Raw genomic sequence first — 16,264 nt, forward strand, 5'->3', positions numbered from 1 at the left:
ATCCTCAGTCATTTATTATCATCGCCATCATTGTGACGGATTTATGGCATTTTTGCGGGCAATGGCTCACAAACTGAGGCGTCGGTCGCTTTTTTAACACTTCAGAGATGGCCGGGAGCGGCAGATTCAGGACCGTAGATACGGTTATCGGTTGGCAACTTTCTTAAGGAGTTTTCCCGGACGCGGCGCTTTGCGCCTTCTCCGGGCTACCAAATCGCAAAGCGCTGTAGCCCCGGTAAGCGGCAGCGCCACCGGGGATTTGAGGCCGCAACACCGGCAGTTTCAGCCTGCATGGTGAATAAATTAACGGCAGGTCGCCCGGATAAAGCGCAAGCCATAACCCGCGAGTACCTCAGTTGGTATGATCTTAACCGCTACCGAAGGCATAAAACAGAGTCAGGATGAGTGTCGCAGAGGGAGTGGCGAAAGCGGCTACCTATTCCGGTAATGGCACCGCCGCCAGCGTACAAATCGCTTCATGTTCGCCGCCCCGGCGGTCGACCATCACCACTTTATCCCCGGCCTTTTTACCTTCGCAGGGTTTTAACACCTGCTCGACAATTCGTTCGCGAACCTGTTGGCTTTCCGACTGCGCCCAACTGGCAAAAGCCGTCAGCATAAGCGCCGAAGCAAGCAGGCCGGCGAGACTTGTTTTAAACATGCATTACTCTCAGAAAATTCTCATTCAACGATTAGCGTAACAGCCGCAGCCCCGTTCGTCTGTAAATTGACTTAACGGAGTGTTACATCCAACGCCAGGACGCCCACAGAGCGTCATAAACCCATTAACACCATCAATACTTTAACATAACGAGCCATGCCGGATGCCTTTGGCACTTTTAGGTCATCTTTCGGAAACATCCCGATGATATCGTCTTCGTGAGGCGTTATTTTTTCTTCTGTTTAAACAACTCATTAGGTTAATTTATGTCGGGTTTTGTGCTCTTTATCGTGGCGATTGCTCTGCTGGGAGTCGCCGTCTACAGTCTGGTGTCCTATATCAAAGAACGCCGCGCCGCTCAGTTGCCAACCGATAAAAAAAAGAAATAATTTCACTTTGCCAATCTTTACACCCGGGCTGCGTATTAACAGGGACAGGAGCCGATCTCACGGTCGGCTTCTTCCCGTAAATACAATAAAATTCAGCTCAATACCCCATATGTTGATATGCCTTATTGACGGCTAAAACAGTCAATGACACACCGGCGCCAAAAGCAATAATGGGTATTTATCCACTCTGGGCAATCCTGTATACCACAGTGTTTTAGGCGCAGTAACGGACTTAACCTCCAGATAGACTGGGATCTTTTCTTCTACATCAGCAATGCCGGACATCGGCTGGTAAAGATATACCGGCTTTTCGCCTGATACTCTGACATAGTGATTAGTGAACGAAAACGCACAGGCGCTTTCCATACTTTTTGAATCACTGTCTTCTTCATGCATATCGACAGTAATGACGATTCGGTTAATGACGTTGTCATCGGGCGCAGCGATCCATTTACCCACAATGCCGTATTCAGGACACTCGGTAAGGTATTCCACTTCACAGGCGTTGGCGTTAGGGATGTTCAGATGCTCCAGTACCCTCCTCAATGCATCCACACAGAAGTTATCTCCCCACGTACCCAGACGATAAATTCAGTTCCGCGGTAATGTATAGCGATCAGAAGGGTGGATAAATTTTTTGGTAAAAATTCGGTAGAACTGACTTACCGGCTCAGTATGAATCCCCCTCAGCGTATCCGTGTACCAGAGTTCGCCCTCACAGTCCCAACCCTTCAGCTCCAGATAACGGTGGTCATCGAAACGATAATAACCTGCGTCGGCGGTTGTTGCGCCTGACATCCAACGACCATAAGCATGGCCGCCAGAACGGTCCCTGATGTGTATGTCTGCTTCATAAATATTCCCTAAATATCGAGAGCTGACCGTTGGTTTCCTATACCCAGTTCCCTGTCACTTTTGGGTTTCGGCATCTCCCACTGCAGGTTTGCCACTTTCTGATTACCGGCAGCCAGATCGCGGGATGGCCTCACCCTGGTCGCATTGTTAAATTCGTTTAACACTCCAAACTTGCCCGTGGGTAAAACTTCATTCGGTTTGTTCATAAAGAATTTGGTTACAGCTGCAGGCAATTTACCGGAACGATAATATTCAATTGCCTGTTGGTTCAAACTCAAAGGATCGCGCCAGTCTGCACGATGCAGTAGATCTTCCCAGAATTTACCTACTTTATAGTCAAATACACGGCTTACTGAGCGTCTCTTCGCCTATAAAAGAATACACATCGGCAGCCATATTTTTGCTTCGAGGAAAGTAAAGCAAATAACGGTTTAACGTATCCTGTAATTGAATTATTTTCGTTTGTTCTGTCACAACCAAATATCCTTTTGATAAAACAGGGTCACTCAAAAATAATACGCCCGGCAACACAAAATTAAAATATAAGTTTATTATTCCATAATATATAATATTACCAGCCCATTACATTCACAGCGGAAATAAAAAACATTCATTTAAAGTCGACAAAAAAACAAAAGATGGGGTAAAGCAGATATTCAAGTCATTAAAAAGGGCTCCATGATAAACATGGAGCCCTTATTCGACATCAGGCTTGCCTGCCTTGTTGTCATAGTAACGGCGAATTACGACTCCCAGGCCTGATCCGCTTTCGTCGCGTCAAACTGCGGCGGCGGTTTACGGAAACGGCGGGTCAGGTAGGTCAGATAAAGCAATCCCAGCGCGGCCCACACCAGACCCAACGTCAGCGAGGTCGCCTCAAGGTTCAACCACAGCACCCCCACGGTCAGCGCGCCAACCATCGGCAACAGCAGATAGTGGAAGCGGTCTTTCCAGGTTTTGTTATACCCCTTGCGCCGCCAGAAGTGGTTGTATACCGAGAGATTAACGAAGGTAAAAGCCACCAGCGCGCCGAAGTTGATAAGCGCCGTCGCGGTCACCAGGTCGAAGAACAGCGCCGACAGCGCGACGATGCCCACCATAATCACGTTCAGCGCCGGGGTACGCCATTTCGGATGCACATAGCCGAAAATGCGCTCCGGGAAGACGTTATCGCGGCCCATCACGTACAGCAAGCGCGACACGCTGGCGTGCGACGCCAGGCCCGATGCCAGGGTATTAACAAAAGTGGTGCACAGGAAAATCGACTGGAACAGCTTGCCGCCGACGTACAGCGCAATTTCCGGCAGCGCGGCGTCCGGATCTTTAAAACGATGGATATCCGGGAAGAACAACTGCATAAAGAACGAGGCGACGATAAAAATAATGCCGCCGTACATCGCGGTAAGGAAGATGGCCTTCGGGATCACCCGCGCGGCATTCGGGGTTTCTTCTGAAAGCGTGGTAACGGCGTCAAAGCCGAGGAACGAGAAGCAGACAATCGTCGCGCCGGTAATAATCGGGATCAAATGCGCATTCTCGCTGATAAACGGCTGCAGCGACCAGACGGTACCAACGCCCTCGCCTTTATGCAGCCCTTGTACCACCAGAATCACAAACACCACCATGATGGAGATCTGCACCAGCACGAACAAGGTATTGAAGTTGGCCACCAGGTTGACGCTTTTCAGATTCGCCGCGGTCAGAATGGCGACAAAGGTCACCACCCACACCCACGGCGGCACTTCCGGAAACAGCGCGGAGAGGTAGATCTTCGCCAGCAGGACGTTAATCATCGGCAGGAACAGATAGTCCAGCAGTGAGGACCAGCCGACCATAAAACCGATATGCGGGCTAATTGATTTTTGCGCATAGGTGTAGGCCGAACCCGCTTCCGGGAACTGGCGCACCAGCTTGCCGTAGCTGATGGCGGTGAATAGCACCCCAGCCAGCGCCAGCAGATAAGAGGCTGGAACGTGGCCATTACTGATGCCGGAAACGATGCCGAAGGTATCAAACACCGTCATGGGGGTCAGATAAGCCAGCCCCATCATCACCACTTGCCACAGTTTGAGCGATTTACGCAGACGCGGTTTTCCCGCCTGAGCGGCGTTTTCTGCAGGAAGATTAGCAGCCATGACGCATTCCCCCCATGCCGACGACAGTTTGCGGGCACAAAGACCGGGTAACAAACCTGCTTAGCAAGGGGGTAAGACGTAAATAAAAGGGTAAGACGGACCGATGAACGGCGGTAAGTTGGCATCCAATGCGGCCAAAGAGGCCCCCTTCTCCCTGCGGATATTTGAACATCTGCATCATCTCATTTCCTCGTCACACACTGTGTCGTTAACTGAAGCCCCGTTGCCGCCTGCGCTCCTTAACGCGACATCCGGGAAATGGCTGGGCTCCCAGCAAAAAGGACGACCAGGCTCCGCTCAGGCCGTATGATGCTACTGATTAAACTAATGCGCCCCTTACGGGGCGAACATCAGGCGTTTTTCAACATCCACTCAATTTCGGTTTCTGTGATAAGACGCTCAAACTGCAGTAACTCATCATTCTTACAGGCGTGGTAAACGTGGCAGAAACGCTCGCCAAGACGCTCCCGCAGATGATCGTTTTGCATAAACTCCCACAGCGCGTCGCTCTGGCGGATCGGGAACGGCAAGCCTTCTTGTTCCAGACCGTTACCTTCCACCTCTTCCTGCAGCGGCAGCGGATTATCCAGGCCGTGCAGGATGCCGGCGAAAATCGCCGCCATCACCAGATACGGGTTGGCGTCCGCCCCGGCTACGCGGTATTCAACGCGGTGGTTATGTCGATCGCCGCACGGGATACGCAGCGCTACCGTACGGTTGTTATGCCCCCATGACGCCTGCGTCGGCACATACATGCCCGCCTGGAAGCGACGATACGAGTTCACGTTCGGCGCCAGCAGCGCCATCGACGCCGGCATCAGGTCAATCATCCCGGCCAGCACGCGTTTCAGCAGGGCTGAATCCTCGCCGTCCGCATCCGCCAGCACGTTTTCACCCTTATTGTTTTGCATGCTGATATGGATATGCATCCCGCTACCCGCATGCTCTTCATAAGGTTTCGCCATAAAAGTGGCGTGCATCTTATGCTTCTCCGCCATTAAACGCACGAGACGTTTTAATGCCAGCGCATCATCGCACGCATCCAGCACGTTATCGGTGTGGTGGAGGTTGATTTCGAATTGCCCCGGAGAGGCTTCGGCCACCGCGCCATCCGCCGGGATCAGCTGTAACTGGGCCAGTTCATCAATATCATTCAGTACATCGGCAAAATGGTTGAGGTTATCAACGGAATAGACCTGGCTTTGGGTATTGCGGTCGTCGGTGCCGGGCGCGCACGGCGGCTGCAGGTAGCCTTCGGCATCGCGTTTGCGATCGAGTAAATAGAACTCCAGCTCTACCGCTACCACGGGGAACAATCCGCGCTGGCGGAGCTGCTGCCAGAGGCGGTTGAGTACGTTCCGCGGCTCAACGTCAAAGGGAGCGCCATCTTCATCAACCATGGTCAACAAGACCTGGCCGATGTATTCCGGATCGGCGGCCGAAGGGGTCAACGTACCTAATACCGGGACGCAGCTGCGGTCCGGTTCGCCCATATCCTGGCCAAGCCCGGCCTCTTCCACCACGTTGCCGAGAATATCCATCGCGAAAACGGACGCCGGGAAGTAGCAGCCTTTCTCGAGCTTGCTGAGGCTGGCGACCGGAATGCGTTTGCCGCGGAAGCAGCCGTTAAGGTCTGTGAGGAGTACATCGACGTACTGAGTGTTGGGGTAGGTTTCGAGGTAGCGCTTCACTTCTTTAGCGAACGCGCTTACCCGTCTCTCTTCCGTCTGCTGAACAAAATTCTCAACTTCTACGATATTGGTTTCCATGATTCACCGCCGTTGTTTTAGTTTTCGGACCCTGACTGAAAACGTCAAATATAATGTCCACCCTTCGAATGTGTATGCAAACAAAATGTTTGTCAAATGTTAAATTAAGTTTGCAAACGGCTATTTCCACTGCTAGATTGAGAAAATATTGAACGATATGGCCGTTTATCAGCCACTGGCGGTCATAATTTAGTCCACTTTGTGAGGGCGATCATGGAAAATATAATGTACAAGCCAGTTATTGGCGTCGTGATGTGTAGAAACAGGCTTAAGGGTCACCAGACCCAGACTCTGCAAGAAAAGTACCTGAATGCCATTGTTAACGCTGGCGGACTGCCGATTGCCCTGCCGCACGCGCTGGCCGAGCCGGAACTGCTGGATGCGTTAGTCGATAAACTGGACGGGATCTACCTGCCAGGCAGCCCCAGCAACGTGCAGCCGCACCTTTATGGTGAAAACGGCGATGAGCCTGACGCCGACCCCGGGCGTGATCTTCTGAGCATGGCGCTAATTAACGCCGCGCTCGAAAGGCGCATCCCCATTTTCGCCATCTGCCGAGGGCTGCAGGAACTGGTTGTCGCCACTGGCGGGACTCTGTATCGTCGTCTGTTTGAACAGCCGGAACTGCTGGAGCATCGCGAAGATCCTGAACTACCGGTGGAGCAGCAGTATGCGCCGTCCCACCAGGTGGAGGTGCAGGAAGGAGGTTTACTTTCTCAGTTAATACCGGGCTGCAACACGTTTTGGGTAAACTCGCTACACGGCCAGGGCGCAAAAACGCTGGGTTCGCGTCTGCGCGTGGAGGCCCGTTCACCGGATGGGCTGGTTGAGGCGGTCAGCGTCAACGACCACCCTTTCGCGCTGGGCGTACAATGGCATCCTGAATGGAACAGTAGCGAATACGCCCTGTCGCGTATGTTGTTTGATGGTTTTATCACCGCCTGTCAGAGCCATGTCGCCGAAAAGCGGCGGCTCTGACCACTACAGTTAAGGAAATGCAAATATGAGCGATGACGGACTGGCGCCAGGGAAACGTCTGTCAGAGATCCGCCAACAGCTGGGTCTTTCACAGCGTCGTGCCGCCGAACTGTCTGGGTTAACACATAGTGCCATCAGCACCATAGAGCAGGACAAAGTCAGTCCTGCCATCAGTACGCTGCAAAAGCTGCTGAAAGTATATGGGCTGTCGCTCTCGGAATTCTTTTCTGAACCCGAAAAGCCGGATGAACCGCAGGTCGTCATTAATCAGGACGACCTTATCGAAATGGGGAGTCAGGGCGTTTCAATGAAACTGGTTCATAACGGAAATCCGAACCGTACGCTGGCGATGATTTTTGAAACTTACCAGCCTGGGACCACAACCGGGGAGAGAATAAAGCATCAGGGTGAGGAGATAGGCACCATACTGGAAGGTGAAATCGTGCTGACGATTAACGGTCAGTCGTACCACCTGGTGGCTGGACAGAGCTATGCCATTAATACCGGCATCCCTCATAGCTTCAGCAACACCTCGGCAGGTATCTGCCGCATTATCAGTGCCCACACCCCCACCACATTCTAATTTCTTAGCCTGAGCAGGTTTCAGGCTTTCTTCAGGCCTGCCGCGGCGGATGTAATATTTCCGCCGCGGCGAAGAACTCGCAGTAATAATACCTGCGCAGCGCGGAAATCTTATTTCCTGCTGGCCCAAAGATAATTAACGCCAGTGAATGGCGAAGAGACGGTTTTCTACCCCGGGGACGCCCTGCGCCCTGAGCCCCTGAAAACGCCGAACCCTATATTTTGCCGATGATGTTTTTAAGGAGTCATGATGAATTTTCAGCACCTGGCTTACTGGCAGGAAAAAGCGAAAAACCTGGCCATTGAAACGCGCTTATTTATTAACGGCGAATATTGCGCCGCGGCCGATAATACCACCTTCGAGACTATCGACCCTGCCGCACAGCAGACATTAGCGCAGGTCGCCCGCGGTAAAAAAGCCGACGTCGAACGGGCAGTGAAAGCCGCGCGCCAGGCCTTTGATAACGGCGACTGGTCGCAGGCCTCCCCGGCCCGGCGTAAAGCGGTTCTCACGAAATTTGCCGACCTGATGGAAACCCATCGTGAAGAGCTGGCGCTGCTGGAAACGCTCGATACCGGCAAACCGATCCGCCACAGCCTGCGCGACGATATTCCCGGCGCCGCCCGCGCCATTCGCTGGTACGCCGAAGCGCTGGATAAAGTCTATGGCGAAGTGGCGCCCACCGGCGGCAACGAGCTGGCAATGATCGTTCGTGAACCGATTGGCGTGGTGGCCGCGGTGGTGCCGTGGAACTTCCCGCTGCTGCTGGCCTGCTGGAAACTCGGCCCGGCGCTGGCGGCAGGCAATAGCGTAATCCTCAAACCCTCGGAAAAATCGCCGCTCACCGCCCTGCGTCTGGCAGGGCTTGCAAAAGAAGCCGGACTTCCGGACGGGGTGTTAAACGTGGTCAGCGGCTTTGGCCACGAGGCCGGGCAGGCGCTGGCGCTGCATCCTGACGTTGAAGTCATCACCTTCACCGGATCCACCCGTACCGGCAAACAGCTGCTGAAAGATGCCGGCGACAGCAACATGAAGCGCGTGTGGCTGGAAGCCGGCGGCAAGAGCGCCAATATCGTCTTCGCCGACTGTCCGGATCTGCAAAAAGCGGTCAACGCCACCGCCGGCGGTATCTTCTATAACCAGGGGCAGGTCTGCATCGCCGGCACCCGCCTGCTGCTGGAAGAGAGCATCGCCGACGAGTTCCTGGCATTACTGAAAGCCCAGGCGCAAAACTGGCAGCCGGGCAATCCGCTCGATCCCGATACCACCATGGGGATGTTAATTGATAACGCCCATGCCGACAGCGTGCACAGCTTTATCCGCGGCGGTGAGGCCAAAAGCACGCTATTCCTCGACGGGCGGAAAAATCCGTGGCCAGCCGCCGTCGGCCCAACCATTTTCGTCGATGTCGACCCGTCCTCAACCCTCAGCCGCGAAGAGATCTTCGGCCCGGTGCTGGTGGTCACGCGCTTCAAAAGCGAAGAACAGGCGCTGCAGCTGGCCAACGACAGCGACTACGGTCTCGGCGCCGCGGTGTGGACCCGCGATCTGTCGCGCGCCCACCGCATGAGTCGCCGCCTGAAGGCCGGCTCAGTCTTCGTCAACAACTACAACGATGGTGATATGACCGTCCCGTTCGGCGGCTATAAGCAGAGCGGCAACGGGCGCGATAAATCGCTGCACGCGCTGGAAAAATTCACCGAACTGAAAACCATCTGGATTGCTCTGGAGTCTTGATCATGACTGAACATACCACTAGCTACTACGCCGCCAGCGCCAACAAGTATGAACCGTTCCCAACGCTGGAGGAATCAATCAACTGTGACGTCTGCGTCGTCGGAGGCGGTTACACCGGCCTCTCCTCGGCCCTGCATCTGGCCGAAATGGGCTACGACGTGGTGGTGCTGGAAGGCGCGCGTATCGGCTTCGGCGCCAGCGGCCGCAACGGCGGACAGCTGGTTAACTCTTATAGCCGCGATATCGACGTTATTGAGAAGAACTACGGCCCGGATGCGGCCAAAATGCTCGGCAGCATGATGTTCGAAGGCGGCGATATTATTCGCGAACGCATTCAGCGCTACCAGATCCAGTGCGATTACCGCCCAGGCGGCCTGTTTGTGGCCATGAACCATAAGCAAATGGAAACGCTGGAAGAGCAAAAAGCCAACTGGGAGCGCTACGGCAATACCCAACTGGAACTGCTCGACAGCCATGCCATTCGTCGCGAAGTAGACAGCGACCGCTACGTCGGCGCCCTGCTCGACCACAGCGGCGGCCATATTCACCCGCTGAACCTCGCCATCGGCGAAGCGGACGCCATTCGTCTTAACGGCGGCCGGGTGTATGAGCAGTCGCCGGTGACCCGAATTCAGCACACCAGCCCGGCGGTGGTCAGTACCGCGCGCGGCCAGGTAACCGCGCGCTACGTGATCGTCGCCGGTAACGCCTATCTCGGCGACAAGCTTGAACCGGAGCTGGCAAAACGCAGCATGCCGTGCGGCACTCAGGTCGTGACGACCGCTCCGCTGTCGGAAGACTTAGCCCGCTCGCTGATCCCGAAAAACTACTGCGTGGAAGATTGTAACTACCTGCTGGACTACTACCGTCTTACCGGCGACAACCGCCTGCTGTACGGCGGCGGCGTGGTCTACGGCGCCCGTGACCCGGACGACGTAGAGCGGCTGATTATGCCGAAGCTGCTGAAAACCTTCCCGCAGCTGCAGGGGGTGAAAATTGACTACCGCTGGACCGGCAACTTCCTGCTGACCCTGTCGCGTATGCCGCAGTTCGGCCGTCTGGATAACAATATTTACTACATGCAGGGCTACAGCGGTCACGGCGTGACCTGTACCCATCTGGCCGGACGCTTGATTTCAGAACTGCTGCGCGGCGATGCCGAGCGCTTCGATGCCTTCGCCAAACTGCCGCACTACCCGTTCCCGGGCGGGCGCAGCCTGCGAATTCCTTTTACCGCCATGGGCGCCGCCTACTACAGCCTGCGCGATCGCCTTGGGGTCTGATTTGCCGTTCGGTTCCGTGATTAACTTTTGCTAAAGGGTGTTTATTATGAGCAACAATGAATTCCATCAGCGTCGTCTTTCCGCTACCCCGCGCGGCGTGGGCGTTATGTGCAACTTCTTTGCCCAGAGCGCACAAAACGCCACGTTGACCGATGTCGAAGGCAATGAATATATCGATTTCGCCGCCGGCATCGCGGTGCTGAATACCGGCCATCGCCATCCGCGGATGGTCGCCGCGGTTGAACAGCAGCTACAGCAATTTACCCATACCGCCTATCAGATCGTGCCTTATGAAAGCTATGTGTCGCTGGCGGAGAAGCTCAACGAACTGGCGCCGGTCAAAGGCCCGGCAAAAACCGCCTTCTTCTCTACCGGCGCGGAAGCGGTAGAAAACGCGGTGAAAATCGCCCGTGCCCATACCGGACGCCCCGGCGTTATCGCCTTCGGCGGCGGTTTCCATGGCCGTACCTATATGACGATGGCGCTAACCGGTAAGGTCGCGCCGTACAAACTGGGCTTCGGGCCGTTCCCCGGCTCGGTATACCACGTGCCGTACCCGTCAGCACTGCACGGTATCAGCACCGCCGATTCGATTACCGCCCTTGAACGCCTGTTCAAAGCCGATATCGAAGCCAAACAGGTGGCGGCGATTATTTTCGAACCGGTACAGGGCGAAGGCGGCTTTAACGTCGCGCCGAAAGAGCTGGTTGCCGCAGTACGCCGCCTCTGCGATGAGCACGGCATCGTGATGATTGCCGATGAAGTACAGAGCGGCTTCGCCCGCACCGGTAAATTGTTCGCCATGGATCACTATGCCGATAAACCGGATCTGATGACGATGGCTAAAAGCCTGGCGGGCGGCATGCCGCTTTCCGGCGTGGTCGGTAACGCGCAGATCATGGATGCCCCGGCGCCGGGCGGCTTAGGCGGCACCTACGCCGGCAACCCGCTGGCGGTGGCGGCCGCGCATGCGGTGCTGGATATCATTGATAACGAAGCGCTGTGCGAGCGCGCGCAGTTCCTCGGCGAGCGCCTGCTGGCGACGCTACAGGAAGTTAAGGGCTGGTGTCCGGCGCTGGTGGAAGCGCGCGGCGTGGGTTCGATGATCGCCGCCGAGTTCTTCGATCCGGCGACCGGCGAACCGTCGGCGGCGATTGCGCAGAAAATCCAGCAGCAGGCGCTGGAGCAGGGCCTGCTGCTGTTGACCTGCGGCCAGTATGGCAACGTTATTCGCTTCCTCTATCCGTTGACCATCCCGGATGCTCAATTCTCCCGCGCGCTGACGATCCTGCAGAGCGTCACTCGTCTGTAACGCCCTCCGCCGGCGGCGCTGGTCGCCGGCTGTTTTCCTCACTGCTGACGATACACTGCTGGGGATAGTGCTGCTGAAAATAGTGGCGCAGAAACTCCACGGTGGTGCGAATTTTGGCTGAGGTCGCCAGCCGCGACACGTAGACCGCCCAGACGTTGGCGGGCTGATAATAGTCCGGCAGCACGTGTACCAAATGGCCGCTGGCGATATTTTCACTGACATCCCACCATGAACGTAATGCAATCCCCTGTCCATCCAGACACCACTGATGCACAATTTCACCATGGTTGGAGGAGAGCGGCCCGGTTACCTTGATCGCGTGCTGGCCCTCTTTGCTGTGCAGTTGCCAGACGCCAAACGGATGATCGCGCTCTTTAATCACCAGACAGGGTAAGGCTGCCAGGTCGCTTAGCTGTTTCGGCGGCGAGTGGCGGGCAAGGAACTGCGGCGACGCGCAGAGAATACGGTGGTTGGTCGCCAGCTTGCGGGCAATCAGATTCGGCGCGATATCGTCGCCGACGCGAATATCGAGATCCACCCCTTCATTGACCAAATCCACCAGACGGTCCTGGACATCGAAGCGCAGCTCAAGTTGCGGGTACTGGCGGGCCAGCGCCGACAGCGCGGGGGCGACCACCCGGCGACCAAAGCCGAAGCTGCTGATAATTCGTAGCGTTCCCTGCGGTACCTGACGCACGTCGGAAAGCTCGTCCATCATCTCATCCACATCCTGCAGAATGCGCTGCGCCCATTCGTAGATCCGCTCCCCCTCTTCGGTAATGGTGACCCGGCGGGTGGTACGGTGCAGCAACATCACATGCAGGGTTTGCTCCAGCAGCGAAACCCGCTTGCTGACGAACGCCGGTGAGACGCCAAGCTCCTCGGCGGCGGCGGCAAAACCGGCCCGGCGAGCGACCAGCATGAACACGCGTAAATCATTTAGCAGCGGCAGATTATTCATGATCTGTGTTTTATGTTTCACCAGTTAGCGTGATTAATTATGAACCAGTCAATTATAGGATAGGCAGGTGGTCAAACATCATCGCTAAAAAGTGAGAACCGGAATGAAAAAAACCTGTCGTATTGCCGCCATCCCCGGTGACGGAATTGGTAAAGAAGTTCTGCCTGAAGGTATTCGCGTGCTGCAAGCCGCCGCGCAGCGTTGGGATCTGTCGCTGAGCTTCGAGCAGATGGAGTGGGCAAGCTGCGAATATTACGCCCATCACGGCAAGATGATGCCGGACGACTGGCGCGAGCAGTTGCAGGGCTTCGATGCTATCTATTTCGGCGCCGTCGGTTGGCCGGATACCGTCCCCGACCATATCTCCCTATGGGGTTCGCTGCTGAAGTTCCGCCGTGAGTTCGATCAGTACGTCAATCTGCGCCCGGTGCGCCTGTTCCCCGGCGTCCCCTGTCCGCTGGCAGGTAAAAAGGCCGGCGACATCGATTTTTACGTGGTGCGCGAAAATACCGAAGGCGAATATTCCGCCCTCGGCGGTCGCGCCAATGAAGGCACGGAGCATGAAGTGGTGATTCAGGAGTCGGTCTTCACCCGCCGCGGCGTTGACCGGATCCTGCGCTACGCCTTTGAGCTGGCGCAAAGCCGCCCGCGCAAAACGCTGACCTCCGCGACCAAATCTAACGGTCTGGCGATCAGCATGCCCTACTGGGATGAACGCGTGGAAGAGATGGCCAAAAGCTATCCCGAAATTCGCTGGGACAAGCAGCATATCGATATTCTCTGCGCCCGCTTCGTGCTGCAGCCGGAACGTTTCGACGTGGTCGTCGGCTCGAACCTGTTTGGCGATATTCTGTCGGATCTCGGCCCGGCCTGTACCGGCACTATCGGTATTGCGCCGTCGGCTAACCTCAATCCAGAGCGGACTTTCCCGTCGCTGTTCGAACCGGTTCACGGGTCGGCGCCGGATATTTACGGTAAAAATATCGCCAACCCGATCGCTACCGTTTGGGCCGGGGCGATGATGCTCGATTTCCTTGGCAACGGCGATGAGCGCTACCACGCCGCGCATAACGGCATTCTGGCGGCGATAGAGCAGGTGATCGCCAGCGGGCCGAAAACCCCGGACATGAAAGGCAACGCCTCAACGCAGCAGGTCAGCGACGCTATCTGCAAGGCCATTTTGGCGTAATTACCCCGCCGCTCCCCGGTGGCGCTGCGCTTACCGGGGCTACAATGGCACGCTCATGTAGATATCGCATCGGTTTGCAACGGTTTTGGTCCGGGAAAAACATGTGCTTTGTGTTAATTCAGAGCACATTGCGCTCCCGATATTTCTTCTGCGTTATGGCTCTCATGGCGCAGGGAGCGCACAGAGGGCGGCCATTCGCCGCCGCCCTCTGTACTCCCGGGCTCTGGCCGCCAAAATCGCCACTTCGTGGTACCTTCGACTTATCCCTGCAGGCTTCGGGTCGGGCCGAGGCAGCGTCCTTGCAAAACACGGCCCTCAGCCCGCATCCATGCGGGCTGCCCCGGCCTTCCGGGAACGTCTCAGCGATTTTGAGGCCACCAACACCAGCAGTTTCAGCCAGCGTGGTGAATAAATAAAAGGCAGGTCGCTCGGACCGTAGCCCGGGTAAGGCGTAGCCGCTACCCGGGAAAACCCGCACGCCTGGCCTGCCAACTCCCCTCTCTCCTCTGAATGCAGAATCCCCCACGATTGACAAGTGAACCGCATCACAGCGGCGAACTTTATTGATTCCCGAAAGGAAAGAACCTGCGCCAATTCACCTTTTATTATTTCCGTTCCGTGTTTTATTGCTTCACGAATCGGCCAATTGTTTAATTCATGTAACGAAGAAATAATCCAATTGTTAATAGCATTTTGCTACGAACCCTGACCCTACAGCGTGATAACAACGACAGGCTAAAGCCACCGACGGGCAACCGTGCCCAGGAGATCACTCATGTTGAGCAACGTAAAGAAAAAAGATGTGCCGCTGATTGTCATCAGCCTGGCGGCCATTGTTTTCATCGCCGCTACATTAAGTCTCTTCCCCCAACAAACCGCGCAGGCGGCTAATTCGATTTTTAACGGCGTCACCCGCCTGCTGGGTTCCGCGGTACAGGTGCTGGTACTTCTGGCGCTGGGACTGGTGTTGTATCTGGCCACCAGCAAATACGGCAATATCCGGCTCGGCGAAGGCAAAGCCGAATACAGCACTCTCTCATGGCTGTTTATGTTTATTTGCGCCGGACTCGGCTCCTCTACGCTGTACTGGGGTGTTGCCGAGTGGGCTTATTACTACCAGACCCCTGGCCTGAATATTGCGCCGCATTCAGCAAAAGCGCTGGAATACAGCATCCCCTACTCTTTCTTCCACTGGGGCATTAGCGCGTGGGCGACCTACACCCTCGCCTCGCTGATCATGGCCTATCACTTTCACGTGCGGAAAAATAAAGGCCTCAGCCTCTCCGGGATCATTTCGGCGATCACCGGCGTCAATCCGCAGGGCTTCTGGGGTCGCCTGGTTGACCTGATGTTCCTGATCGCCACCGTCGGCGCGTTAACCATTTCGTTGGTGGTCACAGCCGCCACCTTCACCCGCGGTCTGTCAGCTCTCACCGGACTGCCGGATAACTTCACCGTCCAGGCGTTTGTGATCCTGCTCTCCGGCGGTATTTTCTGCATGAGCTCGTGGATTGGCATCAATAACGGCCTGCAGCGACTGAGCAAAATGGTCGGCTGGGGAGCGTTCCTGCTGCCGTTAGTGGTATTACTGGTTGGTCCGACCGAATTCATCACCAATAACATCATCAACGCCATCGGTCTGACGAGCCAAAACTTTCTGCAGATGAGCCTGTTTACCGACCCGCTCGGCGATGGCGCCTTTACCCGCAACTGGACCGTCTTCTACTGGCTGTGGTGGATCTCCTATACCCCAGGCGTGGCGATGTTCGTCACCCGCGTCTCCCGCGGACGTAAGATTAAAGAGGTGATCTGGGGGCTTATCCTCGGCAGCACCGCCGGCTGCTGGTTCTTCTTCGGGGTGATGGAAAGCTATGCCATGCATCAGTTCGTCAACGGCGTGATTAACGTGCCGCAGGTGATGCAGTCTCTCGGCGGCGAAACCGCCGTCCAGCAGGTGCTGATGTCGCTGCCGGCGGGCAAGCTGTTCCTCGCCGCCTATCTGTTCGTGATGATCGTTTTCCTCGCCTCGCATATGGATGCGGTGGCCTACACCATGGCGGCGACCAGTACCCGTAACCTGCGCGAAGGCGAAGATCCGGATCGCGGCATGCGCCTGTTCTGGTGCGTGGTGATCACCCTCATCCCGCTATCGATTCTGTTTACCGGCGCCTCGCTGGAAACCATGAAAACCACCGTGGTGCTGACCGCCTTACCGTTCCTTGCCATTTTACTGATCAAGACCGGCGGCTTTGTACGCTGGCTAAAACAGGACTACGCCCACGTGCCTGTGCATCAGATAGAAACCCATACGCCCGAGCCGATCGTTAAAGCCGAGACGCTGCCGGTTGGCGCGGTACTTAAAGGCGACGGCCAGTCGCTGTAAAAAACGCTTACTGACAATAATCACAAGGT

General features: G+C 55.8%; 13 protein-coding genes and 1 pseudogene. 8 read left to right on the plus strand and 6 right to left on the minus strand.

Annotated features, from left to right (window positions below; genetic code table 11):
• Nucleotides 1–436 precede the first annotated feature (436 nt).
• Nucleotides 437–661 (minus strand): hypothetical protein, encoded by a 225-nt coding sequence (locus tag KGA69_RS21280; RefSeq protein WP_015704988.1) that lies wholly within the window; start codon nucleotides 659–661, stop codon nucleotides 437–439.
• Between the two features lie 266 nt (nucleotides 662–927).
• On the opposite strand from KGA69_RS21280, the gene KGA69_RS21285 reads away from it, so the two are divergent.
• Nucleotides 928–1,050 carry a small membrane protein gene (locus KGA69_RS21285; protein WP_072251592.1) on the plus strand — a complete coding sequence of 41 codons (123 nt, stop codon included), beginning with the start codon at nucleotides 928–930 and terminating at the stop codon, nucleotides 1,048–1,050.
• 141 nt (nucleotides 1,051–1,191) lie between these two features.
• Here the strand turns inward: KGA69_RS21285 and KGA69_RS21290 are convergent, their stop codons facing one another.
• From KGA69_RS21290 to KGA69_RS21305, 4 genes and pseudogenes are all read right to left on the minus strand, one after another.
• A complete protein-coding gene (locus tag KGA69_RS21290) occupies nucleotides 1,192–1,605 on the minus strand; it encodes a hypothetical protein (protein ID WP_045396988.1) in 414 nt (137 codons plus the stop codon).
• 54 nt (nucleotides 1,606–1,659) lie between these two features.
• Nucleotides 1,660–1,904 (minus strand): annotated as a pseudogene (locus KGA69_RS21295) (hypothetical protein); the annotation flags it as partial.
• A 744-nt stretch (nucleotides 1,905–2,648) separates the two neighbouring features.
• Entirely contained in the window at nucleotides 2,649–4,040 is a 1,392-nt protein-coding gene (locus KGA69_RS21300) for an APC family permease (protein WP_213292636.1), read from the minus strand.
• Nucleotides 4,041–4,390: 350 nt separating this feature from the next.
• The gene (locus KGA69_RS21305; protein ID WP_045396993.1) at nucleotides 4,391–5,809 is read right to left on the minus strand and encodes a glutamine synthetase family protein; all 1,419 of its coding nucleotides are present in this window, start codon (nucleotides 5,807–5,809) and stop codon (nucleotides 4,391–4,393) included.
• A gap of 225 nt (nucleotides 5,810–6,034) precedes the next feature.
• Between KGA69_RS21305 and puuD the strand changes: the two genes are divergently transcribed.
• The 5 genes from puuD (at nucleotide 6,035) to puuE (ending at nucleotide 11,702) form a co-directional block, all read left to right on the plus strand.
• Nucleotides 6,035–6,787, plus strand: a complete 753-nt coding sequence (gene puuD / locus KGA69_RS21310) for a gamma-glutamyl-gamma-aminobutyrate hydrolase (protein ID WP_161798760.1) — start codon at nucleotides 6,035–6,037, stop codon at nucleotides 6,785–6,787.
• A gap of 25 nt (nucleotides 6,788–6,812) precedes the next feature.
• Nucleotides 6,813–7,370, plus strand: coding sequence for an HTH-type transcriptional regulator PuuR (puuR, locus tag KGA69_RS21315; protein ID WP_002898590.1), 558 nt, complete (start codon nucleotides 6,813–6,815; stop codon nucleotides 7,368–7,370).
• Between the two features lie 249 nt (nucleotides 7,371–7,619).
• Nucleotides 7,620–9,107 (plus strand): aldehyde dehydrogenase PuuC, encoded by a 1,488-nt coding sequence (gene puuC / locus KGA69_RS21320; protein ID WP_047050558.1) that lies wholly within the window; start codon nucleotides 7,620–7,622, stop codon nucleotides 9,105–9,107.
• A gap of 2 nt (nucleotides 9,108–9,109) precedes the next feature.
• Nucleotides 9,110–10,390 (plus strand): NAD(P)/FAD-dependent oxidoreductase, encoded by a 1,281-nt coding sequence (locus KGA69_RS21325; RefSeq protein ID WP_045397003.1) that lies wholly within the window; start codon nucleotides 9,110–9,112, stop codon nucleotides 10,388–10,390.
• 46 nt (nucleotides 10,391–10,436) lie between these two features.
• Nucleotides 10,437–11,702, plus strand: a complete 1,266-nt coding sequence (gene puuE, locus KGA69_RS21330; RefSeq protein WP_045386357.1) for a 4-aminobutyrate transaminase — start codon at nucleotides 10,437–10,439, stop codon at nucleotides 11,700–11,702.
• Here puuE and KGA69_RS21335 read toward each other — a convergent pair.
• Nucleotides 11,689–12,684: a LysR substrate-binding domain-containing protein gene (locus tag KGA69_RS21335; RefSeq protein ID WP_161801883.1), complete on the minus strand. Its 996-nt coding sequence runs from the start codon at nucleotides 12,682–12,684 to the stop codon at nucleotides 11,689–11,691. The two genes, puuE and KGA69_RS21335, sit on opposite strands and share 14 nt — an antisense overlap.
• 82 nt (nucleotides 12,685–12,766) lie before the next feature.
• Between KGA69_RS21335 and KGA69_RS21340 the strand changes: the two genes are divergently transcribed.
• Together KGA69_RS21340 and KGA69_RS21345 are read left to right on the plus strand one after the other, a co-directional pair.
• Entirely contained in the window at nucleotides 12,767–13,852 is a 1,086-nt protein-coding gene (locus KGA69_RS21340) for a tartrate dehydrogenase (protein ID WP_015367268.1), read from the plus strand.
• Nucleotides 13,853–14,627: 775 nt separating this feature from the next.
• On the plus strand, nucleotides 14,628–16,235 hold the full coding sequence (locus KGA69_RS21345) for a BCCT family transporter (protein ID WP_032714225.1): 1,608 nt from the start codon (nucleotides 14,628–14,630) through the stop codon (nucleotides 16,233–16,235).
• Nucleotides 16,236–16,264 lie beyond the last annotated feature (29 nt).

It is taken from the genome of Klebsiella sp. A52, from assembly GCF_018388785.1.
In the GTDB taxonomy this organism is placed as follows: Bacteria; Pseudomonadota; Gammaproteobacteria; order Enterobacterales; family Enterobacteriaceae; genus Klebsiella; species Klebsiella aerogenes.

Excerpts from the sequence above, each read along its gene's own strand:
- KGA69_RS21280 (WP_015704988.1), bottom strand. The coding sequence starts at position 661 with ATGTTTAAAACAAGTCTCGCCGGCCTGCTTGCTTCGGCGCTTATGCTG.
- KGA69_RS21285 (WP_072251592.1), top strand. The coding sequence starts at position 928 with ATGTCGGGTTTTGTGCTCTTTATCGTGGCGATTGCTCTGCTGGGAGTC.
- KGA69_RS21300 (WP_213292636.1), bottom strand. The coding sequence starts at position 4,040 with ATGGCTGCTAATCTTCCTGCAGAAAACGCCGCTCAGGCGGGAAAACCG.
- KGA69_RS21305 (WP_045396993.1), bottom strand. The coding sequence starts at position 5,809 with ATGGAAACCAATATCGTAGAAGTTGAGAATTTTGTTCAGCAGACGGAA.
- puuD (WP_161798760.1), top strand. The coding sequence starts at position 6,035 with ATGTACAAGCCAGTTATTGGCGTCGTGATGTGTAGAAACAGGCTTAAG.
- puuR (WP_002898590.1), top strand. The coding sequence starts at position 6,813 with ATGAGCGATGACGGACTGGCGCCAGGGAAACGTCTGTCAGAGATCCGC.
- puuC (WP_047050558.1), top strand. The coding sequence starts at position 7,620 with ATGAATTTTCAGCACCTGGCTTACTGGCAGGAAAAAGCGAAAAACCTG.
- KGA69_RS21325 (WP_045397003.1), top strand. The coding sequence starts at position 9,110 with ATGACTGAACATACCACTAGCTACTACGCCGCCAGCGCCAACAAGTAT.
- puuE (WP_045386357.1), top strand. The coding sequence starts at position 10,437 with ATGAGCAACAATGAATTCCATCAGCGTCGTCTTTCCGCTACCCCGCGC.
- KGA69_RS21340 (WP_015367268.1), top strand. The coding sequence starts at position 12,767 with ATGAAAAAAACCTGTCGTATTGCCGCCATCCCCGGTGACGGAATTGGT.
- KGA69_RS21345 (WP_032714225.1), top strand. The coding sequence starts at position 14,628 with ATGTTGAGCAACGTAAAGAAAAAAGATGTGCCGCTGATTGTCATCAGC.